Here is a 21,636-nt window from a genome sequence, read left to right on the forward strand (position 1 = left end):
AGGGCGCGTCAAGGCTTCGCGCCGGGTGTATGTTGCGGAACAGGCTTTGAGGAAGCGGGGGTTGAGGTGCGAGCAACGAACGGCCGTACGGTGCGCGACCTGCGACGGGAGAACCGCACCGCGGTGCTGCGCCGGCTCTGGTTCGACGGTCCGATGAGCCGGTTCTCGCTCGGTCCCGCGACCGGACTCAGCTCCGGTTCGGTCAGCAACGTGGTCGCCGAACTGGCCGCCGAGGGCCTGGTCGAGGAGGCCGGCAGCGTCGACTCGGCGGGCGGGCGGCCCCGTACCCTGCTGCGGGTCCGCCCCGGCAGCGGCTGCATGATCGGCGTGGACGTCGGCGAGACCCGGATCAGGATCGAGCTCTTCGACCTCACCCTCACCGAACTGGCGCGCACGGAAAGGCCGTTGGCCGTCGACGGTGACGAGCGACACGACCGTTACGAGGTCGGTCTCGTCGTCGGCCACATCCGCGACGGCATCGCCGAGGTGCTGCGCACCGCCGGCACGGACCCCGGCCGGCTGCTCGGCGTCGGCGTGGGCGTGCCCGGCATCGTCGCCCACGGCGGCCCCGAGGGCGCCGTCGTCCACGGCCAGACCATCGGCTGGGACGCCGTGCCGCTGGAGCGGCTGCTCCGCGAGAGCGTGGACCTGCCGGCGACCGTCCCGTACCGGATCGACAACGGCGCCCGCACGCTCGGCCAGGCCGAGCTGTGGTTCGGCGCGGGCCGCGGCGCCCACAGCGCCGTCTTCGTCCTCTTCGGCTCCGGCGTCGGGGCCTGTGTCGCCACCGACCCGCTGGGCCCCGGCCGCGCGCTGGAATGGGGTCACCTGACGGTACGGGTGCGGGGCCGGCGCTGCCGCTGCGGCGCCCTGGGCTGCCTGGAGGCGTACGCGGGCGCCGAGGCACTGCTCGAACGCTGGCGCGAGGCGGGCGGCCGGCCACCGGCCGGCGCGGACGAGGAGACCGCGCTCACCGCGCTGCTGGCCGCCGCGTACCCGGAGCCGGGCTCCGGACGCGAGCCCGACGCCACGGCGCTCGCCGTCCTGGAGGAGACGGCCGAGTACCTCGGCGCCGGCTTCGCCGACCTCGTCAACCTCTTCCAGCCGGAGCGGATCCTCGTCGGCGGCTGGGCCGGACTCCAGCTCGGCGAGCGCTTCCTCGACCTGGTCCGCGGCCACGCGCGGGACTACGCCCTGCGCTATCCCGCCGACCGCGTCACCATCGGCCTGGGCACCCTGGGCCCGGAGGCCGTCACCATCGGCGCCGCGATCCTCCCGCTCGCCGACTTCTTCGCCCACGGCGGCCGCCGCACGGAGGCCGGGCCCGAGCCGGCCGAGGCCCAGCCGGCCTGGACGACGACGGTCCGCGAGCGGACGGCCCACTGAGGGAGCCGGTCTTCCGCCGTCCGCGAACCGTGGCGCCGCGCCGTCGGATCCGACACGATGGCGCACGTACGGACGACGGTGATCGTGACCGTCTCGGGTCGAAAGGGAGCGGTATGAGCGGTGTGGCACGCAGGACGGTCGTGGCGGCGGCGGGCGGTGCGGGTCTGACGGCGGCCCTCGCCGCGTGCGGCAGCGAGGGCGGCGGCGGGAAGAACGGCGCGGGCGGCACGGACGGCGGCACGGAGGTCGTCGAGGAGAGCGCGCCGCTCGCGATGACCGCCGACATCCCGGTCGGCGGCGGAAAGGTGATCGCCGACAAGGGCGTGGTCGTCACCCAGCCCAGGAAGGGCGAGTTCAAGGCCTATTCCTCGCGCTGCACGCACCAGGGCTGCCACGTGGGCAGCGTGGCCGACGGCGTGATCGTCTGCCCCTGCCACCAGAGCCGCTTCGACGCCAACGACGGCAGCGTGAAGCAGGGCCCCGCGACGAAGCCGCTGGAGCCGACGCCGATCGAGGTGGTCGGCGAGGCGATCAGGCTCGGCTGACCCGCCGCGGCGCCTTCCAGCAGCCGAGGACGTCGTCGGTCGTCACGACCGTGGCGACCAGGGCGAGGGTGTGGCGGATCATCGCGGGTGTGTAGTCGGCCGGCACTCCCGCGATGGCGTCGCCCGGGACGACGACCGTGTAGCCGAGGTTGACGGCGTCGAAGACGGCGTTGGGTATCGCCACGTTCGCGGAGACGCCGGTGACCACGAGGGTACGGCAGCCCAGGTTGCGCAGCAGGGCGTCGACGTCGGTGCCGGCGATCGGCGAGAGCCCGTGCAACCGCCGTACCACCAGGTCCTGTTCGGCCACCTCGATGGGCTCGGCGATCCGTACGGCGGTGCTGCCGGCGTGCTGCTGCACGGGAAGCCGGGCGGCGGCGCGGAAGAGCCGGGCGTTGCGGTTGGCGCCGCGCCCGTCGGGGCGCCGTTCGGCGACCGCGTGCAGGACCTGGACGTCGGCCTCGTGGGCGGCGCCGACGAGCCGGGCGACGTTGCGCAGGGCTCCGGACGCCCGGGCCACGGCGGCGAGTTCGGGCAGGGCGCTGTCCCGTCCGACGACGCCCTCCTGGCACTCGACGGTGAGCAGCGCGGCGCCGTCGGGCGCGAGCAGTTCCCTGAGCTGGTCCGACCGCCTCACGGTGTCCTCCTCCTTGCACCTCCGGGATACAGGCCCCATGATTTCTGACACCTCATCAGAAATCCAGAAGGGTGCGGACGATGACCGTCGCACAGCGCCACGGACGCCGGATCATGATGACTCCGGCGGAGCTCGACGCCTTCCTCACCGAACAGCGGACCTGCCGGGTGGCGACGGTGTCGGCCGACGGCCGCCCGCACGTCAGCGCGCTCTGGTTCGCCTGGGACGGCACCTCGCTCTGGCTCTACTCCCTCACACGCAGCCGGCGCTGGACCGAGCTGCGGTCCCGCCCCAGGATCGCGGTCGTGATCGACGACGGCGAGGAGTACGGGGAGCTGCGCGGCGTGGAGCTCTCGGGCAGCGTGGAGTTCGTCGGCGAGGCCCCGCGCACCGGCGAGCCCTGCCCCGAACTGGAGGTGCCCGAGCGGCTGTTCGCCGCCAAGAACTTCGGCCTCGACTCCATGCCGCACGACGGCCGCCACGCCTGGCTGCGGCTCACTCCCGACGCCGTCGCCTCCTGGGACTTCCGCAAGCTCGCCGCGCTCTGAGGCGGACGGCGTTCAGGAGTCCAGCGGCTCGCCCGCCGTGCGCAGCGCCTCGACGACCGCGCGGATGGAGGGCCTGCGGCCCGCATCACTGCGCCAGGTCGCGTAGATGTGCCGGCGCACCGGCTGCCGTACGGGCACGAAGGCCACCCCGTCCATGGTCGCCGGACGGCCGAGCCGGGGCGCGACACAGATGCCGAGGCCCGCGGCGACCAGGGCGAGCTGGGTGTGGTGGTCGCCGGCGACGTGCGCGATCCGGGGCTCGACGCCCTTGGAGCGGAGGGTGAACATCAGCCAGTCGTGGCAGAACTCGCCGGCGGGCCAGGAGACCCACTCCTCGTCCGCGAAGTCCTCCAGGTCGACCGTGGCGCGGTCCGCCAGCGGATGGTCGGCGGGCAGCGCGACGTCTGCGGAGTCGTCCAGCAGATGCGCCCGCTCGAGACCCGCCGGGACCGGCGCCCGCTTGTTGTTCCAGTCCAGGACCACGGCGAGGTCGCTGTCCCCTCGGAGCACGTCGCGCACGCCGAAGTCCGGCTCCAGCTCCGCCGTGTGCACCCGCAGCTCGGGGTGGGCCGCGCGCAGCGCCCGGATGGCCGCCGGGAAGAGTCCGCGCATGGCGGTGGGGAAGGCCGCGATGCGCACCTCGCCGACCACCTGGCCGCGCTGCGCCTCGATGTCGGCCTGGGCGAGCTGTACCTGGGAGAGGATCCGGGCGGCGTGCTCCGCGAGCAGCAGCCCGGCGTCGGTGAGCCGGATCCCGCGCCCGCTCTTCGCCAGGAGCTGCTGGCCGATCTCGCGCTCCAGCTTGGCGAGCTGCTGCGAGACGGCGGAGGTGGTGACGTGCAGCCCGTCGGCGGCGCCGCTCACCGATCCGTGCCGCGCGACGGCGTCCAGGGTCCGCAGGCGCTCCAGATTCAACATGTAAGCGATTCTAAGAGATCGGCTCCAGGAATTCTCGCTTGTACTACGAGGTGGGCTCGGCCACCCTGAGCACCATGAGCAGCCCCGCCGCCTCGTCGCCGCCCGTCCCGCCCTCCGCGCCCCCGCTCCGCCGCACGCGCCCGTCGCGCGCGTCCCGCTCCGTCGACTGGCGGGTCCGCTTCGGCGTCCTCGCCCTGATCTGGGGCTTCAGCTTCCTGTTCATCAAGGTCGGCACGGAGGGCTTCGCCCCGTTCCAGGTGACCTTCGGCCGCCTCCTCTTCGGCACGGCCGTGCTGGCCGTCGCCCTGGTCGTCAGGCGTGACCGGCTGCCGCGCGGAGCCCGCACCTGGGGCCATCTGACGGTCGCGGCCTTCCTGCTCAACGCCCTGCCGTTCTCGCTCTTCTCCTACGCGGAGCTGACGATCCCCTCGACCCTCGCGGGCATCTGCAACGCGACGACCCCGCTGTGGGGCATGGTCCTGTCGCTCGTCGCCCTCTCCGAGGACCGGCCGACGCGGGTGCGGGCGGCGGGGCTCGGCATCGGCTTCGTCGGAGTCCTGACGGTGCTCGGCGCGTGGCAGGGCTTCTCGGGCCTGGACGTCACGGGCACGGCGCTGGCGCTGCTCGCCTCGTTCAGCTACGCGGTCGGCTGGATCTACGTCCGCCGCACGCTCTCCGGCACGGGCGCGTCGAACCTCTCCCTGGCCACCGGCCAGGTCGGCGTCGCCACCGTGCAACTGGTGCTCGTGACACCGCTGTTCACCAGCCTGCCGGACTCGGTCGAGATCCTGCCGCTGCTCTCGGTGATCGCGCTGGGCGCGCTGGGCACGGGCTGGGCGATGCTGCTGCAGTACGGGGTGGTGGCCGAGGTCGGGCCGACGACGGCGGCCATGGTCACGTACTTCATCCCGGTCATCGCGACCGCGGCCGGCGTCGCCGTGCTCGGCGAACAGCTCACCTGGAACACCCCGGTCGGCGCGATCGTGGTCCTCGCGGGCGCGGCCCTCACGCAGACCCGAGGCCCGCGCCGCACTCCCCCGCCCGCCCCGGTGCGGACTCAGGCCGGGACCTCGGCACAGGCACCGACGGGGCCCCGGACACAGGAACAGCCCGAGCACCGGAACCCGGCGCCGACGGAGACCCGGGCGGAAGCGCAGCCCGAGCACCGGACCCCGGCGGAGGCGGCCCGCGGCGAGAAGGCCTCCACCCGGTAGACCGCCACGGGAAGCCCGGCGCCCCGCTCAGCCGTAACTGCGGGCGGGCGCCGGGCCGGCCGCGTACGCGACCGCGTCGGCGAGCGGCTCCAGGTCGGTGCGGGTGAGTCCGGAGACGGTCAGCCGGACGGCCGGGCCGGCCTCCATGCGGAAGCGGGCGCCGGGCGCGACCGCCCAGCCCGCCGCGAGGAGCCGGGCGACGGCGCCGGTCTCGTCGGCGACCGGTACCCAGACGTTCATGCCGCTGCGCCCGTGCGCCTCCACGCCACGCCGGGCGAGCGCGCGGACGAGACCGTCGCGCCGCGCCCCGTAGGAGGCCGCCACGGCCGCCGGGTCGACCGCTCCCGTCCGCCACAGGTGCACGACGGCCCGCTGGAGCAGCCGGCTGACCCAGCCGGGTCCGAGCCGCTGGCGGCCGAGCACCCGGTCGACGGTCTCGGCGTCGCCGGTGAAGGCGGCGATCCGCAGGTCCGGCCCCCACGCCTTGGCCACCGAGCGCACGAACACCCATCTGCCGTCGCCGGTCGCGAGCGGGTGCAGCGGCTGCGCGACGATCCCGTGCCCGTGGTCGTCCTCGACGAGCAGCACGTCGGGGTGCGCGTCGAGGACCGCCCGCAGCGCGGCGGCCCGTTCGGCGGTGACGCTCGCCCCGGTCGGGTTCTGCGCGCGGTCGGTGACGATCACCGCGCGGGCGCCACCGCGCAGCGCGCGGGCCACCGCCCCGGGCAGCGGCCCCTCGTCGTCGACGGCGACCGGTACGGGCCGCAGCCCGAGTGCCGGCACGAGGTCGAGCAGGCTGCCCCAGCCGGGGTCCTCGACGGCGACGGCGTCGCCCGGCCGCAGATGCGCGGCGAGCACCCGCTCGATCGCGTCGAGCGAACCGGAGGCGACGCCGACGGGCCCGTCCGGCACTCCGCCCTCGTCGAAGGAGGCCCTGGCGAGCCTGGCGAACTCCTCGTCCACCGGCGCTTCGCCGTACATCGGCGGCCGCTCGGCGTATTCACCTGCGACCGCCGCGAGCACGGCGTCGAGCGGTGGCAGCAGCGCCGGATCGGGACTGCCGTTGCTCACGTCCCGCACGCCCTCCGGGGCCTCGACGCGGAGGGAGCCGCGCGCCGTCGTCGCGGGCGCGGAGCGCACGCGGCTGCCGCGCCGCCCGTCGGTCTCGATGACCCCTCGCTCGCGCAGGGTGCGGTAGGCGGCGGCCACGGTGTTCGGGTTCACTCCGAGCGCGGCGGCCAACTCCCGCATGGGAGGCAGCAGTTGTCCCGGCTTGAGCTGCCCGGCGCCGACCCCGCGTTCGACGCTGGCGGCGATCTCCGATGCGCGACGACCTTCGATCCGATACTCTCCTAGCACAAAGTCGATTATGCACTAGTGCAATGGAGTCCGCAATGACGGTGAAGACCCAGCAGACGGAGCAGAGGGAGCAGACGCCGGGTTCCCCTTCCGACGCCTCCCGCTCGTCCGAGGTCACCGAGGTCGCCGACGCCTCCGCGCTGCCCGGGTCCTACGAGCCCACGGAGCGGACCGTCCCCACCCGCTCCCGCGAGCGCGCCTCGTACGACCGCGAGCTCGTGCACGCGATCCTCGACGAGACCTACCTCTGCCACCTGGGATTCGTCCGCGACGGCGCGCCGGTCGTCCTGCCGACCCTCTACGGCCGGATAGGCGAGGCGCTCTACGTCCACGGCTCGACCGGCTCCCGTCCGCTGCGGTCGGCCGGGAAGGGCGAGGGCGCACCGGGCCTGCCGGTCTGCCTGACCGTGACCCATGTGGACGGCCTGGTCCTCGCCAAGTCCGCCTTCCACCACTCGATCAACTACCGCTCGGTGGTCGTGCACGGCGTCGCGCACCAGGTCACCGACCCGGAGGAGCTGCGCACCGCGCTCGACGCGCTCGTCGACCACGTCGTCCCCGGCCGCTCCTACGACTCCCGCCCGGCCAACGCCAAGGAGCTCGCCGCCACCGCCGTGCTCCGCCTCGACCTGCGCGAGGTCTCCGCGAAGGTCCGCACCGGCGGCCCCAACGACGACCCCGAGGACGCGGCGCTGCCCCACTGGGCCGGCGTGGTCCCCGTACGGCGGGGCTACGGCACCCCGGTCCCGGCCGCGGACCAGCCCGCGAGCACGCCGCTGCCCGACTACCTCGCCGCGCTGTAGGGAGCACCGCCGTGCTGATCCATCCCTGGGACGCCGCCCACGACGAGGGCGAGTGGCGTGACTGGCTGGCCGCCCACGACTTCGGGCAGCTGGCGGTCAACGGCTCCGCCGGCGAACCGCCGTGGGTGCAGCCGATGCACTTCCGCTACGAGCCCGAACCCGGCCCGTACGGTCAGGTGATCGCCCACCTCGCCCGACCCAACCCGCTCTGGCGCGACCTGGAGGACCACCCCACCGTGCTCCTGAGCGTGGTCGACGACTACGTGTACGTGCCCGGCCACTGGACCGCGCCGGAGGGCGCGCCCGCCGAGCACGGCACGCCCACCTCCTTCTACGCGGCGGTGCAACTCCGCTGCACGGCCCACGTCGTGGACGACCCGGAGGAGAAGGCGGCCCTGCTGAACCGCCAGGTCGCCCACTTCCAGCCGGAGGGCGGCACGGCCCTGGCGGCCCCGGGCGAGGCGCCGTTCGGCCGGATGCTGCCCGGCATCAGGGTCCTCCGGCTCGAAGTGACCGAGGTCCGCGCGAAGTTCAAGTACGGCGGCAACAAGCCGGCGGAGATCCGCGACCGCGTCACGACTCTCCTCGCCGACCGCGGCACCCCCGGCGACACGGCGGCCCTGTCCCACAAGACCCGCCGCGACGCCACCACGCCGCCACGACGGGCCTGACCCGGCCTGATCTCTCAGGCCGCGGCCACCGCCGCCCGGGCCTCCGCCAGGGCGAGGCCCGTCACGGCGAGCAGCAGGAGCAGGGTGCCCGTGACCGTGGCGGCGGTCAGTTGTTCGCCGAGGAGGGTGACGGCGATGAGCGCGGCACTGACCGGTTCCAGGAGCATGATCACCGAGACGGTCGCGGCGCGGACCACGGCCGCCCCGGCGAAGTACAGGGCGTAGGCGAGGGCCGTCGGGACGGCCGCGACGTACAGCAGCAGGGCGAGCGTCCGCAGCGGCGCGTCGGTGTGCGGAAGGAGTCCTTCCGCGGCGGCCATCGGCAGCAGCCCGACGGCGCCGACGGCGAAGGACCAGGTCGTGGTGGACAGCGCGTCCCCGCCCGCGCCGGTGCGGCCGAGCCACCGGGTGAGCAGGGTGATCGCCGCGTAACCGGCGGCGGAAAGGACGGCGAGGAGGACGCCGAGCGGCCGGACCGCGGCTCCGCCGCCGCCGAGGACGAGGACGCCGAGCCCGGCGAGAGCCCCGCCGACGGCGACGACGCCGCCGGCCCCGATGCGCTCGCCCATCAGGACGCGGGCGCCGACCGCGATGAGCACGGGCCCGGCACCGAGGGTGACGACGGTGCCGACGGCGAGGCCGGTGGCCTGCACGGCGGCGAAGTACGCGCTCTGGAAGACGGTGAGTCCGATGCCCGTGCCGAGGATCCGGACGAGCCTGCGCCGACGCGGTTCGGGAGCGGCGGTGCCTGCCCCGGCCCGAGGGCCGCGGCGCAGCGCGAGCACGCCGAGCAGCAGGACGAGGCCGCCCACGCAGCGCCAGAAGGAGAGGGTCAGGGGGCCCATGTCGCCGGCCCGGAAGACCAGTGAGGCGGCGGCTCCCGCCGTGCCCCAGGCGATTCCGGCGACGATCAGATAGGTGAGGCTCCGCCCGGTGGACAGGGCGGAACCGACGGTGTTCGACACGTGCGTTCTCCGTGGGAAGACAGGGTGGGTGGTCGCTCGGCTCCGCGGGCGGGCGGCGACGAACCGCTCGGGGGCCTGTACGGCGCGCCCGAGCCCGGTCTTCGTTCAGCGGAAGGTGCCGCCCGCGCCAGGCCGTCCCATCCGGATCGTGGCCGGGTCCCCGACGCCTGGCACGGCACCTCGCCGCGTTGCCGAAACGCCCCGATAGCTCCTTCCCCAAGCTCTCGGCTTCGCTCGAGCAGGGGAGACCCCATTCGCGACACTCCGGCGCCTTGCGATGCTTTCCCTCGGCCCTGGCGGGCCTGGGGAGACCCCATGCACCAGACGCCGCGGCCTATCCGGCCCTGATCCGAAAGAAACGGCCTAGGCGGCGGGAGGCGGAAGAACGGTCGCGTGCATGATCAGGACCTTACGAGGAGACCCGCCCGCCCGACAACCCGGCGCCTTCGGCGGCCGGCTCCGCCGAGGCGGCCACCGGCTCGACCGGGGCCGCCTTGGGCGTCGAGGACTGCGCGATGAAGGCGCCGACGAGGACCAGGACGCCGCCGGCGATCTGCGGCGCCGCCAGGTGCTCGCCGAGCAGCACCCAGGCGAGGACGGTCGCGACGACCGCCTCCAGGCAGGCCACGACTCCGGCGACCTGCGGCGAGAGCCTGCGCACCGAGACGACGCCGGTGACGTACGCGAGGACGGTGGCGATCAGCACGATCCAGCCGAGCAGCAGCCAGGCGGGGGTCGCGGTGCCGTTCAGGTCGGCGGTGCCGCCGAGGACCGACCAGTCCATGCCCCACGGGCGGGCGACGACGGTGAGCACGAGGGCGCCGCCGAGCAGCCCGTACGCGATGACGCCGAGCGGGTCGGCGGAGTCGGCCCCGTCGCCGCCGTGGTCGGACAGGACGAAGTAGCCGACCTGGCAGCAGGCGGCGGCCAGCGCGAGGAGCAGTCCGAGGAGGTCGAAGCCGAGCCCGGACCAGACCTGGACGACGCAGGCGAGGCCGCCGACGGCGAGGACGACGCCGAGCGCGGCGGCGCGGGTCACCGGCCGCTGCTGGACGAAGCGGACCCAGCCGAGGACGAGGGCGGGCGCCAGGTACTCGACGAGCAGGGCGACGCCGACGGGTATCCGGGAGATCGACGCGAAGTAGAACGCCTGGACGCCGGCGACGGCGAGCAGGCCGAAGCCCGCGAGGAGCGCGGGCTTGCGGCGCACGAGGTCCCGGTGGCGCCAGGCCACGGGCAGCATGACGAGGGCGGCACCGGCCACCCGCAGCCACACCACATGGAGCGGATCGAGTCCCGCCTCGATCAGCGGCTTGGCCGCCACTCCCGAACCACCGAATGCGAAGGCCGAGGCCAGGGCGATTCCCAGGCCGGCGCTTCTCCCCTGAGACGCGTGCATCGGGCCATCATGACAGGAGCCGGTCAGCAGCGTAAGTGCCGTTACACCTGTTGAGACGGCTCCTCGATCCGGGCGGCCAGGGCGAGGAGGTCGACCCCCGCCCGGCGCAGCACCTCGGCGGCCCGGCTGTCGGGGTCGGCGGCGAGGGCGGCGAGCAGGTCGAGCCCGCGGACCCGCCGGTCACCGCGGCGCGCGGCACGCTCGAAGGCGCCCGCGAGGGCCGTGGCGGCGGCCGGCGACCAGCCGGCGGCGCCGTTCTCGCCGCCACGCACGACGGGCAGGGCGGAGCCGGTGTCCTCGACGGCGCGCTGCCAGCGCAGCCCGTAGCCGATCGAGCGCTGGACGAGGTAGCCGAGGACCCGGGCGAGCCGGTCGCCCTCGCCGAGGGCGGCGGCGGTCTCGGGGTCGGCCTCGACGAGGGAGTGGAGCAGGTGGGCGGTGTCGATCTGCCGGTCACCGTCCCGCAGGGCCCGGCGCCGCGCGCCGGTGACCGCCGTCATCAGCTCCGCCGTCAGCCCGTCCTCGGCTTCGGCGCGAACGGTGGCGGGCAGCGGCCTGGGGGCCCGGGGCGCGGGCGCGCGGCGGCACGCGGACGCCGCGGGAGGCCGTGAGGAGGATACGGAAGGGACCGAGGGCGGGACCGGAGGGACAGGAGCATGCACCCTTCCACCTCATCAGCCCGCGCGGGCCCGGACATCCCCGGCGAGGAGCATGTGCGCATCCCACCGGAGTCGGGCACGGGCGAGCGGTTCCTCCTCCTTGCGGATGAGATCCGACGAGTTCTCCGCAAGGGGCGCGCGCCGCCTTGCCATGCGCCCTCTGCGCAACCACAGGCCCGTACCGTAACGTCCTCCAGGCATGTTCTGGATGGTGGCCCTGCTCGCGCAAGACGGGCGGCAGTACGTCTACCGCGTCTACGCACCGCGGGAGGCACTGCCGGCCGATCTCTTCTGGGCCGCGTTCCACTGCCACGACGAGGGCGACGGGCCCCGCGCGTCCGACTGGTTCGACTCCGCGCAGATGTGGTGGACCGGCGGCGAGACCGCAGAACTGACGGTTCATCAGTATTGAATGTTCACGCCCCGACGGCTACGTTCCGCGACACCGAACTGCCGGCAGACACGCGTGAAGGGGTGGTCCCATGGCCGAAGTCAGCGCGGAGGCACGCATCGAGGCACCGGCCGAGAAGGTGTGGGCGCAGCTCACCGACTGGGGCTCGTACGGGGAGTGGAACGCCACCCACACGAACTTCCCGGACGGCGGCCCGGCCACCCTGGAGACCGGCGCGACCTTCGCCGAGAACATGAAGCTGATGGGCTTTCCCGCCGAGGTGACCTGGACGGTGGAGGAGCTGGAGACCGCCCGCGTGTTCGCGATCCGCGGCAAGGGCCCGATGGGCGTCAACGTCGGCACGCGCTACTCCCTCACCGCCGAAGGGGACGCCACCACCGTACGGATCGACGGGGAGTTCACGGGTGCGGCCGTGTCCCTGATGGCGGGCAAGCTCAAGGACTCGGCGACGGCGGCGCTGACCGAGTCGCTGCGCAAGCTCGCCGGCCTGGTCGCCTGACCGGCGCGCTCCGTACGCGAAGGGGCCCCGCGGCACGTCGCCGCGGGGCCCCTCGCCGCCGTCCGGGCCCTCAGTGCTCGTCGGCCAGGATCAGGTACAGCTTCTTGCGGGCCTCGTTGATGACCTCCACGGCCTTCTGCCGCTGCTGGGCGTCACCCGTCTTCCAGACCTGCCCGAAGGCCTCCATCAGACCGAAGCCGGCCTGCCGGATCTCGTTCACGGCGTCCCAGTCGACGCCGCGCCCGACCTCCTCCCACGGGGCCTCCGGCCCCGCCTCGGCCTCGGTGCGCCCGGCGTCGGTGAGCGTGAACAGCTTCTTGCCGCCCTCGCTCTCGCTGGCGATCAGCCCCTCGTCCTCCAGCATCTGGAGGGTCGGGTAGACCGAGCCGGGGCTGGGCTTCCAGGCCCCGCCACTGCGCTCGACGATCTCCTGGATCATCTCGTAGCCGTGCATCGGGCGGTCCTTCAGAAGGGCCAGGATCGAGGCGCGCACATCGCCGCGCCGCGCCCGGCCGCGACCGCCGCCGCGGCCCCGACCGCCCCAGGGGCCTCCGCCCCAGGGTCCGCCGAAGCCGGGGCCGAACTGCCCGAAGGCCGCGCGCCGCCCCTCGAAGTCACCGCGAGGGCCAGGACCGCAGTGCCCGCGTCCGGCACCGGGGCCGTTTCCGTGTCCGAATTCGTGTCCGTAGGTACGCATCGCAACGCTCCTTCCGTCGAGACTCATCGTTGAACTGTCGCGATGCTTCAACGATATATCGGAACAGTTCGTTCGGCAACACCCGACCGACGCTCCGGCAGGAGGGGTGAGGTCCCAGGCGGGGGGCCGGTCGGGGTGCCGGTCGGGTTGGCGGAAGGGAGTCGGGCGGGAGGCGGGCGCCCTCGGACCGCCTCCGACCGGTCCAGACGTCACGAATTGGCCTTGGTCCGCGGATTTGCCGCTCCTGTACGGTCCCGTCCCATGCGGATTCGAATCGTCGACGCCTTCACCGACCGGCCCTTCTCCGGCAACCCGGCCGGAGTCCTGCTCCTGGACTCCTTCCCCGAGGACGCCTGGCTCCAGAAGGTGGCCGCCGAGGTCAACCTCTCGGAGACCGCCTTCGCCCACCCGCTGCCGCCGGGCGGCGAGGCGGACTGGGCGCTGCGCTGGTTCACGCCCACCACCGAGGTGGACATGTGCGGTCACGCCACCCTGGCCACCGCCCACGTCCTGCACAGCACCGGAACCGCCACCGGCACCGTCCGCTTCGCCGCCCGCTGCGGCGTGCTGACCGCCACGGCCGAGCCGGACGGCACGATCACCCTGGACTTCCCGACCTCCTCGCTCACCCCGGTCGCCGCGCCCGACGGCCTGGCCAAGGCACTCGGCGCGGAGCCCGTCGCCGTCCACGACACCGCCGCCCACATCGGCGACCTGGTCGTGGAGCTGGCCGACGAGACGACCGTCCGCACCCTCGCCCCGGACTTCGCGCTCCTGAGCACCCTGTCCGACCGCGGGATCATCGCGACGGCCGTGGCCGACGCGCCCGAGGGCGCGTACCAGTTCGTCTCGCGCGGCTTCTTCCCGGCCGTCGGCATCGACGAGGACCCGGTCACCGGCAGCGCCCACACGGCGCTCGCGCCCTACTGGTCGGCCCGCTTCGGCCGCGACGAGCTGACCGGCTTCCAGGGCGGTGCGCGCACCGGCCTCGTCCGCACCCGCCTGCGCGGCGAGCGCACCCACCTCAACGGCCACGCGGTCACCGTCATCGACGGCGAGCTCCACGCCTGAGCCCCCGGGCAACCGGGCACACGGGCACACGGGCACACGAAGAAGGGGCGTACGGCACCAGCCGTACGCCCCTCCGCCGTCATCGCCGGCTCACGGCGTGGGCAGCCAGCCCACCTTCCCGGCGAGCAGCCCGTAGCCGACGAAGGCCACGATGTCGAGCAGCGCGTGCGCGACCACCAGCGGGCCCACCCGGCCCCAGCGGCGGTACAGCCACACGAAGACCACGCCCATCACCATGTTGCCGACGAAGCCGCCGATGCCCTGGTACAGGTGGTACGAGCCGCGGAGCACCGCGCTCGCGGCGAGCGAGGCCTTCGGGGACCAGCCCAACTGGTCGAGCCTGCGCAGCAGATAGCCGACGACGATCACCTCCTCCAGGACGGAGTTCTGGATCGCCGAGAGGATCAGGACCGGGTACTTCCACCACACCTCGGGCAGCGACTCGGGCACCACGGTCAGGTTGAACCCGGACGCGCGCGCCGCGAGGTAGAAGGCGAGGCCCGCGCTGCCGATGCCGGCCGCGACGAGCGCCCCTCGGCCGAGGTCCGGCCACGGCCGGGTGCGGTCGAAGCCGATCGCGCGCAGTCCGCGCACTCCGGCGCCCTCGCGCAGCAGCAGATGGGCCACGAGGACGACCGGGACGAGCGCGGTGGCGATGCCGAACAGCTGCCAGGCCAGGTCGAGCCAGGGCCGCCCGGGCGCGTACGAGCCGTTGAGCGTCGCGGCCTGCTCCTTGAGCGCGCCGGGCTTGGTCAGCGAGCCGATGAAGCTGATGAGCGAGGAGAGCGCGCTCGCGCCGAGCGACAGCGCGAGCACGATGAGCGTCTCGGAGCGCAGGATCCGGCGCGGCAGCCCGTCGGGGGGCAGGGAAGCGGCTACCACTCGTTGCTCCGACACCACACCTGTTCTCCCATTCCCCATCGTTCTCCGGGTCACGGGAACCCTACCTACGGGGCCGGAGAAGCGCCCTCGACCCCCACCGGCCAGGTGTGCACCGGCTCCCCGGTGAGCATCAGCTCGCGGTAGCGCCGGGTGGTGGCCGCGAGGGCCGCCGGACGGTCGAGGCCCGACTCCAGGAACCGGTGGAAGGTGTCCGCCTGCCACGAGGCGCCGTTCACCCGCCGCCGGCAGCGCTCCTCGATCACGCCGAGGTAGAAGTCGCGGTCACGCGGCTCCACGTGCCAGGCGTCGAGACCGGCCGCGGCCAGCGGCAGCAGCTCGTCGAGGACCAGTCGCACCGCGGGCACCGTCGACACGCCGCCGGCGCGGCCCGGGCGGGGCCAGCGCAGCTCCGCCTCGATGCCGTGGCGGCACGCGGTGTCGAAGTTGTGGCCCGCGTCGGCGAAGTCCATCCGCTTCCAGACCGGCCGGGACTCCTCGGCGAGCGAGCGGACGAGTCCGTAGTAGAAGGCCGCGTTGGCGACGACGTCGGTGACCGTCGGCCCGGCCGGGAGCACCCGGTTCTCCACCCTCAGGTGGGGGACGCCGTCGACCCAGCCGTAGACGGGCCGGTTCCAGCGGTAGACGGTGCCGTTGTGCAGGACCAGCTCCTGGAGCCTGGGTACCCCGCCCTCGTCCAGGACGCGCAGCGGGTCCTCGTCCTCGCAGATCGGCAGCAGGGCGGGGAAGTACCGCAGGTTCTCCTCGAACAGGTCGTAGACCGAGTCCACCCAGCGCTCCCCGAACCAGGTGCGCGGGCGGACGCCCTGCGCCTGCAGCTCGGGCGGCCGGGTGTCGGTGGCCTGGGTGAACAGCGGCGGCCTGGACTCCCGCCACAGCTCGTGCCCGAAGAGGAAGGGCGCGTTGGCGCCCACCGCTATCTGCACTCCGGCGATCGCCTGGGCCGCGTTCCACAGGGCGGCGAAGCGGGGCGGGGTCACCTGGAGGTGCAGCTGGACCGATGTGCAGGCGGCCTCGGGCACGATCGAGGCCGCGGTGCAGTGCAGTCGCTCCACCCCCTGGATGTCGAGCGTGAAGTCCTCGCCCCTGGCGGCGAGGATCTGGTCGTTGAGGAGCGCGTAGCGGTCGGCAGCGGAGAGGTTGGCGTGGACCGCGTCCTCCTGGGTGAGGGTCGGGAGTATGCCGATCATCACGACGCCCGCGTCCAGCTCCTTGGCCTTGCGGTCGGCGTATCCGAGTCCGGTGCGGAGTTCTTCCGCGAGCCGGTCGAATACATGACCGTCGAGCCGGTGCGGGGCGATGTTCACTTCCAGGTTGAACATTCCGAGTTCGGTCTGGAAATCGGGACTGGCGATCCGGTCGAGCACCGGCGCGTTCAGCATCCTGGGCAGCCCGTCCTCGCCCGCGAGATTGAGTTCGATCTCCAGGCCCATGAGATTGCGGGGCCGGTCGAACCGCTTCTCCGCGAGCAGCCGCGCGAGCGCCGCCAGGCATTGCTGGAGCTTTCGACGGTAGCGCTGCCGGTCGGACGGGCCGAACCCGTCGGCCACGACCTTCTCCCCCATCGAGCGTCCCTCCCGAGTGGGCGGCCGCCGCGACGGCCGCGAGCGTCACGGACGATGATGCCCCGTCGGCTGATCGACAACGCCTGCGGAACGCAGGTGTGATCCGTTACTCTTGGCGGGCTTTCTCCGGAGGCAGTCTCCGCGGGCAAAGAGCAATCGACATATACCAATGTCATATTGTCCGCACCGCACCGGCGCATCGGGGGTCATGATTCGGCCGACCGGCCCGGCACGGAAAACGCAGGCAGCGGATCCCCGGAGCCATGCATTCCACCGAATCGCCCGGGGAATACGTCTGAATGACGCCTTGTCAGGAATATCCGCGGCGCCTAGCGGAAACACTGTGTGAACACGTGTCGTATAAACTCCGCGCACGAGGCAGAGTGTTGGCGCACGGCCATGCACCCATGGCCCCCCTCTCTGGCCCCGTCGCTGACAGCGCCGTCGTTACCTGCCCACGCTTCACCGTGTCTCCTGAGTGAGAGGCGACCCATCATGCTCCGACCCTCCCCGGCCCCCGCGCCGGCCCTCCGCAGTGTCCTCGCGGCCCTCGGCTCGCCCTCGGCGGTACGAGAACCGCGTACACCGGCCCTGCGGACCGCACAGGGACCGCTGAGCCCCGAACTGCCCCTGCCCGTCCACGTGCTCGGCGCGCCCGGTGGGGTCGACGCCCCCGCGGCCGCCGGCACGGCCGGGCAGCGGCCACCGCGCACCCGGCTGGCCGGCTGGCGCTTCCTCATCAGGAACGGGGACCGGGCGATCGCCGCCGCCGACACCATGCTCACCCCCGACGGCTGGTCCTTCTCGCACTTCTTCGAGGGTCCCTACGTAGCGGCCACCGAGCGGGCCCTGATCCAGGCCGAGGCGCTGGTCACCCCGTACCAGCCGCGGCTGCTCTCCGTGCCGGAGCTCTACATGCTGACGCTGTGGCTGCACGCCGACACCGAGGCGGACGGCTCCACCACCGAGCCGGGACCGGCCGACCTGCTCGTCCCGCTCGCACCCGCGCCGCCCGGGATCGCCGCCAACCGCCCCTACGCGGTGGCCGATCTGCTCCCGGTGATCGGCCTGCGGCTGACGCCGCCGCCGCTGCTCGGCTCCGCCGCCAGCGCGACGGCCTGACCGCGCGCCCCGACCGGCAGCAGTGCGCCCCGGGACCCGTGTGGTCCCGGGGCGCACTGCTGTCCGAGACGGGTCCCGTTCGGACTAGCCCACTGGGACCACCCCGAACCCTCCTAAGTGACGGGGCGGTTGACCTGAACCGCCCCTGAGGGTGATGCGTCTTCCCAGGAGAGGACGAGCTGCCGCGAAATCCCTGCGGAATGCCGTCCGTAGGGCAAGACTGGGGACCGGAACCGAACCGACCGACGGGGGCGGCCATGCCGACGAAGAGCCGCAGGACATCCACCACGACGCAGCGAAAGAATCCCTCCATGTGCCAGCACCAGCCCGCCTGTCCCACCGCCGACTCCGCCGACCGGGAGGCCGCCCGCCCTGTGGCGCACCACCCGGAACAGGGCTGGAGCCTGCTGTGCAACGGCGTCCTCCTCTTCGAGGACACCGGTGAGCTGCTGCCGGACGGGCAGATCATCGCCCCGCACCGCCCGCTGACGGCGTCCGGGGTGACGACGGCGGCCTGACGGCCGTCCGACCGCTCCGTACGGGGACGGGAAAAGCCGAGGGCCGGCCCGGAGACACGCTCCGAACCGGCCCTCTCGTCATGCTCAGTTGTCGTACTCGTCCAGCGGCGGGCAGGAGCAGACCAGGTTGCGGTCGCCGAACGCCCCGTCGATCCGGCGGACCGGCGGCCAGTACTTGTCCGCGGCCGAGACGCCGGCCGGGAACACCGCCTCCTCGCGGGTGTACGCGTGGTCCCACTCGCCGCCCAGCGCCGCCGCGGTGTGCGGGGCGTTGCGCAGCGGGTTGTCCTCGGCCGGCCACTCGCCGGAGCCGACCTTCTCGATCTCGGCCCGGATCGCGATCATCGTGTCGCAGAAGCGGTCGATCTCGGTGAGGTCCTCGGACTCGGTGGGCTCGATCATCAGCGTGCCGGCCACCGGGAACGACATGGTCGGCGCGTGGAAGCCGTAGTCGATCAGACGCTTGGCGATGTCGTCGACGCTGACGCCGGTGCTCTTCGACAGCGGGCGGAGGTCGATGATGCACTCGTGCGCGACCAGTCCGGCCGGACCGGTGTAGAGCACCGGGTAGTGCGGCTCCAGGCGCTTGGCGATGTAGTTCGCCGCGAGCACCGCGACCTGGGTCGCGCGCTTGAGGCCCTCGCCGCCCATCAGGCGGACGTACGACCAGGAGATGGGCAGGATGCCCGCGGAGCCCCACGGAGCGGCGGAGATCGGGCCGACGCCGGTCTCCGGGCCCGCGGTGGGCTGCAGCGGGTGGTTCGGCAGGTACGGCGCGAGGTGCGCGCGCACCGCGACCGGACCGACGCCCGGGCCGCCGCCGCCGTGCGGGATGCAGAAGGTCTTGTGCAGGTTCAGGTGCGAGACGTCGCCGCCGAAGTGACCCGGCTTGGCCAGGCCGACCAGGGCGTTGAGGTTGGCGCCGTCGACGTACACCTGGCCGCCGGCCTCGTGCACCAGGCCGCAGATCTCGGAGACGTGCTCCTCGAACACACCGTGCGTGGACGGGTAGGTGATCATCAGCACGGCGAGCTCGTCGCGGTGCTGCTCGATCTTGGCGCGCAGGTCCTCGACGTCGACCTCGCCGTCCTCGGCGGTCTTCACGACGACGACCTTCATGCCGGCCATCACCGCGGAGGCGGCGTTGGTGCCGTGCGCGGAGGACGGGATGAGGCAGACCGTGCGCTGGGTGTCGCCGTTCGCGCGGTGGTAGGCGCGGACCGCGAGCAGACCGGCCAGCTCGCCCTGCGATCCGGCGTTCGGCTGGATCGACACCTTGTCGTAGCCGGTGGCCTCGGCCAGGCGCTCCTCGAGCTCGGTGATGAGGGTGACGTAGCCCTGCGCCTGCTCGACCGGGGCGAAGGGGTGGATCTGGCCGAACTCGGGCCAGGTCACCGGCTCCATCTCGGTGGTCGCGTTCAGCTTCATGGTGCAGGAGCCGAGCGGGATCATGCCGCGGTCGAGCGCGTAGTCGCGGTCGGCCAGCTTGCGCAGGTAGCGCAGCATCGCGGTCTCGGAGCGGTGGGCGTGGAACACCGGGTGGGTCAGGTACGCGTCGGTGCGCAGCGCGTCGACCGGCAGCGCGTCCTCGGTGACGGCGTCCAGGGCCTCGATGTCGGCCTCGACGCCGAAGGCGGCCCAGACGGCGGCGAGGTTCGCCCGCGTGGTGGTCTCGTCGCAGGACACGGAGACCCGGTCGGCGTCGACGCGGTACAGGTTCACGCCGCCCTCGCGGGCGGCGGCGACGACGGCGTCGGCGCGGCCCGGGACACGGGCGGTGAGGGTGTCGAAGAACGCGCCCTGGGTGAGCTCGACGCCTCCGGCCCGCAGACCGGCGGCCAGGATCGCGGCGTAGCGGTGGGTGCGCCGGGCGATGCCCTTGAGGCCCTCGGGGCCGTGGTAGACGGCGTACATGCCGGCCATCACGGCGAGCAGGACCTGCGCCGTACAGATGTTGCTGGTGGCCTTCTCGCGGCGGATGTGCTGCTCGCGGGTCTGCAGGGCCAGACGGTAGGCCCTGTTGCCGTCGGCGTCGACGGAGACGCCGACGAGGCGGCCGGGCAGCGAGCGCGCGTGCTTGTCCTGGACGGCCATGTAGCCGGCGTGCGGACCGCCGAAGCCCATCGGGACGCCGAAGCGCTGGGTGGTGCCGACGGCGATGTCCGCGCCGAGCGAGCCGGGCGAGGCCAGCAGCGTCAGGGCGAGCAGGTCGGCGGCCACGGTGACGATCGCGCCGAGCTCGTGGGCCTGGTCGATGACCGGCTTGATGTCGCGGATGGCACCGGAGGCGCCCGGGTACTGGATCAGGACGCCGAAGACACCGCGCTCCGCGATCTCGGCCGGGATGCCGGCGGACAGGTCGGCGACGACGACCTCGACGCCGGTGGGCTCGGCGCGGGTCTCGATGACGGCGATGGTCTGCGGCAGGGCGTCCGCGTCGACCAGGAAGACGCCGTTCTTGACCTTGCCGACCCGGCGGGACAGCGCCATCGCCTCGGCGGCGGCGGTGCCCTCGTCGAGCAGCGAGGCGCCGGAGGTGGGCAGACCGGTGAGGTCGGCGACCACGGTCTGGAAGTTGAGCAGGGCCTCCAGACGGCCCTGGGAGATCTCCGGCTGGTACGGCGTGTACGCCGTGTACCAGGCCGGGTTCTCCATGACGTTGCGCAGGATGACCGGCGGGGTGAAGGTCCCGTAGTAGCCCAGACCGATCATCGGGGCGAGGACCTGGTTGCGGTCGGCGAGGGAGCGCAGCTCGGCCAGCACCTCGGCCTCGGTGCGGGCTCCCGGCAGGGCCAGGGCCTCGGCGTTCTTGATGACGTCCGGCACGGCGGCGGCCGTGAGCTCGTCGAGGGAGCCGTAACCGACCTGGGCGAGCATCTTGGCCCGCGCCTCGGCGTCGGGCCCGATGTGCCGCTGCTCGAAGGGGATTCCCTGCTCGAGCTCGGAGAGCGGAATGCGGTTGGCGGTCATGTACGGGGGCCTCCTGGTCGTCACGACCTGCGAGGGGCACCTCGGCGCGGGTGCCCGGACGGCCTCCCCCTCTGTCATCTCAACCTGAGAGCTTCACCGGCGCGCCCTGCGGGCAGGCCGGCTTTCACCGTCGGTGAGAGCGGATGCCGCGACGCCCGCCCTGCTTTCCAGAGTGACCTCGTCCGCGCGGTACGGGTGCCTGAGAGATTCCGGGGAGGATTTGCTCCTTCGGCGCCTCCGGAAGCCTTCTCCGGAGGACTCTCCCGCGCGGGGTCCACAGCCACAGCCAGCCTACCAGCGCCGTTCCTTCTCCCATCGCTCAAGTGGCCGACATCCCAGATGTGCACTTTCGTAGTGCTTGTAGAGCAGTTGCGACCAGTTGGAGGGACCGTGCAGACCGACATCGATCCGCGCAGCCTGATCGGCCGCAAGGCGTTCGACCGGAACGGACACAAGATCGGCACCGTGGACGAGGTGTACCTGGACGACGCGACGGGCGTCCCCGAGTGGGCCGCCGTCCGCACCGGCCTGTTCAGCCGGGACGCGTTCGTCCCCCTGGAGCCGAGCGAACTGGCGGGCGACGGTCTCCACATCCCGTACGAGCGCGCGCTCATCAAGGACGCCCCCGACTTCGGCGTCGGCCGCCACCTCTCCCCCGAGCAGGAACTCCAGCTCTACCGCCACTACAGCCTCGCCCTGCCGCCCCCGCCCCAGGACACCGACCCCCGCGACTTCGGCCGTCTGGCGGGCCAGGAGGAGTCCTGAACCGCCCTTCCCG

The 21,636-nt window shown here is 73.2% G+C and carries 22 protein-coding genes and 1 riboswitch; of the genes, 12 read left to right on the plus strand and 10 right to left on the minus strand.

The window, feature by feature from the left end; genetic code table 11:
- Positions 1-66 precede the first annotated feature (66 nt).
- Both ACFVGS_RS03640 and ACFVGS_RS03645 read left to right on the plus strand, forming a co-directional pair.
- Entirely contained in the window at positions 67-1,386 is a 1,320-nt protein-coding gene (locus tag ACFVGS_RS03640; RefSeq protein WP_384416118.1) for an ROK family protein, read from the plus strand.
- 113 nt (positions 1,387-1,499) lie between these two features.
- Complete coding sequence (locus tag ACFVGS_RS03645; RefSeq protein WP_384416121.1) at positions 1,500-1,931, plus strand: Rieske (2Fe-2S) protein; 432 nt, start codon at positions 1,500-1,502, stop codon at positions 1,929-1,931.
- On the opposite strand, the gene ACFVGS_RS03650 is transcribed toward ACFVGS_RS03645, so the two are convergent.
- Positions 1,918-2,607: a cysteine hydrolase gene (locus tag ACFVGS_RS03650; RefSeq protein WP_384416124.1), complete on the minus strand. Its 690-nt coding sequence runs from the start codon at positions 2,605-2,607 to the stop codon at positions 1,918-1,920. The two genes, ACFVGS_RS03645 and ACFVGS_RS03650, sit on opposite strands and share 14 nt — an antisense overlap.
- Positions 2,608-2,648: 41 nt before the next feature.
- On the opposite strand from ACFVGS_RS03650, the gene ACFVGS_RS03655 reads away from it, so the two are divergent.
- The gene (locus tag ACFVGS_RS03655; RefSeq protein ID WP_384416126.1) at positions 2,649-3,116 is read left to right on the plus strand and encodes a pyridoxamine 5'-phosphate oxidase family protein; all 468 of its coding nucleotides are present in this window, start codon (positions 2,649-2,651) and stop codon (positions 3,114-3,116) included.
- Between the two features lie 12 nt (positions 3,117-3,128).
- On the opposite strand, the gene ACFVGS_RS03660 is transcribed toward ACFVGS_RS03655, so the two are convergent.
- Positions 3,129-4,034 carry a LysR family transcriptional regulator gene (locus ACFVGS_RS03660; RefSeq protein ID WP_385689998.1) on the minus strand — a complete coding sequence of 302 codons (906 nt, stop codon included), beginning with the start codon at positions 4,032-4,034 and terminating at the stop codon, positions 3,129-3,131.
- Between the two features lie 74 nt (positions 4,035-4,108).
- Here ACFVGS_RS03660 and ACFVGS_RS03665 point away from each other — a divergent pair, with 74 nt between their 5' ends.
- Entirely contained in the window at positions 4,109-5,248 is a 1,140-nt protein-coding gene (locus tag ACFVGS_RS03665) for a DMT family transporter (RefSeq protein WP_385690001.1), read from the plus strand.
- 27 nt (positions 5,249-5,275) lie between these two features.
- On the opposite strand, the gene ACFVGS_RS03670 is transcribed toward ACFVGS_RS03665, so the two are convergent.
- Entirely contained in the window at positions 5,276-6,607 is a 1,332-nt protein-coding gene (locus tag ACFVGS_RS03670) for an aminotransferase class I/II-fold pyridoxal phosphate-dependent enzyme (protein ID WP_384416133.1), read from the minus strand.
- A 35-nt stretch (positions 6,608-6,642) separates the two neighbouring features.
- On the opposite strand from ACFVGS_RS03670, the gene ACFVGS_RS03675 reads away from it, so the two are divergent.
- Entirely contained in the window at positions 6,643-7,410 is a 768-nt protein-coding gene (locus tag ACFVGS_RS03675; RefSeq protein WP_384416136.1) for a pyridoxamine 5'-phosphate oxidase family protein, read from the plus strand.
- An 11-nt stretch (positions 7,411-7,421) separates the two neighbouring features.
- Positions 7,422-8,081 (plus strand): FMN-binding negative transcriptional regulator, encoded by a 660-nt coding sequence (locus ACFVGS_RS03680; protein WP_384416139.1) that lies wholly within the window; start codon positions 7,422-7,424, stop codon positions 8,079-8,081.
- Positions 8,082-8,095: 14 nt separating this feature from the next.
- On the opposite strand, the gene ACFVGS_RS03685 is transcribed toward ACFVGS_RS03680, so the two are convergent.
- From ACFVGS_RS03685 to ACFVGS_RS03695, 3 genes are all read right to left on the minus strand, one after another.
- A complete protein-coding gene (locus ACFVGS_RS03685; RefSeq protein WP_385690005.1) occupies positions 8,096-9,046 on the minus strand; it encodes a DMT family transporter in 951 nt (316 codons plus the stop codon).
- Positions 9,047-9,455: 409 nt separating this feature from the next.
- Positions 9,456-10,445, minus strand: coding sequence for a DMT family transporter (locus ACFVGS_RS03690; RefSeq protein ID WP_384416144.1), 990 nt, complete (start codon positions 10,443-10,445; stop codon positions 9,456-9,458).
- 41 nt (positions 10,446-10,486) lie between these two features.
- Positions 10,487-10,996, minus strand: coding sequence for a Clp protease N-terminal domain-containing protein (locus ACFVGS_RS03695; protein ID WP_384416179.1), 510 nt, complete (start codon positions 10,994-10,996; stop codon positions 10,487-10,489).
- A 307-nt stretch (positions 10,997-11,303) separates the two neighbouring features.
- Between ACFVGS_RS03695 and ACFVGS_RS03700 the strand changes: the two genes are divergently transcribed.
- Together ACFVGS_RS03700 and ACFVGS_RS03705 are read left to right on the plus strand one after the other, a co-directional pair.
- Positions 11,304-11,516, plus strand: coding sequence for a hypothetical protein (locus ACFVGS_RS03700; protein ID WP_384416146.1), 213 nt, complete (start codon positions 11,304-11,306; stop codon positions 11,514-11,516).
- A 70-nt stretch (positions 11,517-11,586) separates the two neighbouring features.
- On the plus strand, positions 11,587-12,015 hold the full coding sequence (locus ACFVGS_RS03705) for an SRPBCC family protein (RefSeq protein ID WP_384416149.1): 429 nt from the start codon (positions 11,587-11,589) through the stop codon (positions 12,013-12,015).
- Between the two features lie 70 nt (positions 12,016-12,085).
- On the opposite strand, the gene ACFVGS_RS03710 is transcribed toward ACFVGS_RS03705, so the two are convergent.
- Positions 12,086-12,712: a PadR family transcriptional regulator gene (locus ACFVGS_RS03710; protein ID WP_384416152.1), complete on the minus strand. Its 627-nt coding sequence runs from the start codon at positions 12,710-12,712 to the stop codon at positions 12,086-12,088.
- Between the two features lie 261 nt (positions 12,713-12,973).
- Between ACFVGS_RS03710 and ACFVGS_RS03715 the strand changes: the two genes are divergently transcribed.
- Positions 12,974-13,783, plus strand: coding sequence for a PhzF family phenazine biosynthesis protein (locus ACFVGS_RS03715; protein WP_384416155.1), 810 nt, complete (start codon positions 12,974-12,976; stop codon positions 13,781-13,783).
- Between the two features lie 90 nt (positions 13,784-13,873).
- Here the strand turns inward: ACFVGS_RS03715 and ACFVGS_RS03720 are convergent, their stop codons facing one another.
- Together ACFVGS_RS03720 and ACFVGS_RS03725 are read right to left on the minus strand one after the other, a co-directional pair.
- Positions 13,874-14,665, minus strand: a complete 792-nt coding sequence (locus ACFVGS_RS03720; RefSeq protein ID WP_384416158.1) for a CPBP family intramembrane glutamic endopeptidase — start codon at positions 14,663-14,665, stop codon at positions 13,874-13,876.
- A 65-nt stretch (positions 14,666-14,730) separates the two neighbouring features.
- Positions 14,731-16,248, minus strand: a complete 1,518-nt coding sequence (locus tag ACFVGS_RS03725; RefSeq protein WP_384416161.1) for a glutamate--cysteine ligase — start codon at positions 16,246-16,248, stop codon at positions 14,731-14,733.
- Positions 16,249-16,743: 495 nt separating this feature from the next.
- On the opposite strand from ACFVGS_RS03725, the gene ACFVGS_RS03730 reads away from it, so the two are divergent.
- Positions 16,744-17,370 carry a hypothetical protein gene (locus ACFVGS_RS03730; protein ID WP_384416164.1) on the plus strand — a complete coding sequence of 209 codons (627 nt, stop codon included), beginning with the start codon at positions 16,744-16,746 and terminating at the stop codon, positions 17,368-17,370.
- A 311-nt stretch (positions 17,371-17,681) separates the two neighbouring features.
- The gene (locus tag ACFVGS_RS03735) at positions 17,682-17,888 is read left to right on the plus strand and encodes a DUF5999 family protein (protein ID WP_384423139.1); all 207 of its coding nucleotides are present in this window, start codon (positions 17,682-17,684) and stop codon (positions 17,886-17,888) included.
- Between the two features lie 84 nt (positions 17,889-17,972).
- Here ACFVGS_RS03735 and gcvP read toward each other — a convergent pair whose 3' ends face one another.
- Positions 17,973-20,858, minus strand: coding sequence for an aminomethyl-transferring glycine dehydrogenase (gcvP, locus tag ACFVGS_RS03740; protein WP_384423141.1), 2,886 nt, complete (start codon positions 20,856-20,858; stop codon positions 17,973-17,975).
- A gap of 177 nt (positions 20,859-21,035) precedes the next feature.
- Positions 21,036-21,134, minus strand: a riboswitch (glycine riboswitch).
- 63 nt (positions 21,135-21,197) lie between these two features.
- Between gcvP and ACFVGS_RS03745 the strand changes: the two genes are divergently transcribed.
- Entirely contained in the window at positions 21,198-21,623 is a 426-nt protein-coding gene (locus ACFVGS_RS03745; RefSeq protein WP_384423143.1) for a PRC-barrel domain-containing protein, read from the plus strand.
- Positions 21,624-21,636: the final 13 nt, after the last annotated feature.

It is taken from the genome of Streptomyces sp. NPDC127114, assembly GCF_042677525.1.
Classification (GTDB): Bacteria; Actinomycetota; Actinomycetes; order Streptomycetales; family Streptomycetaceae; genus Streptomyces.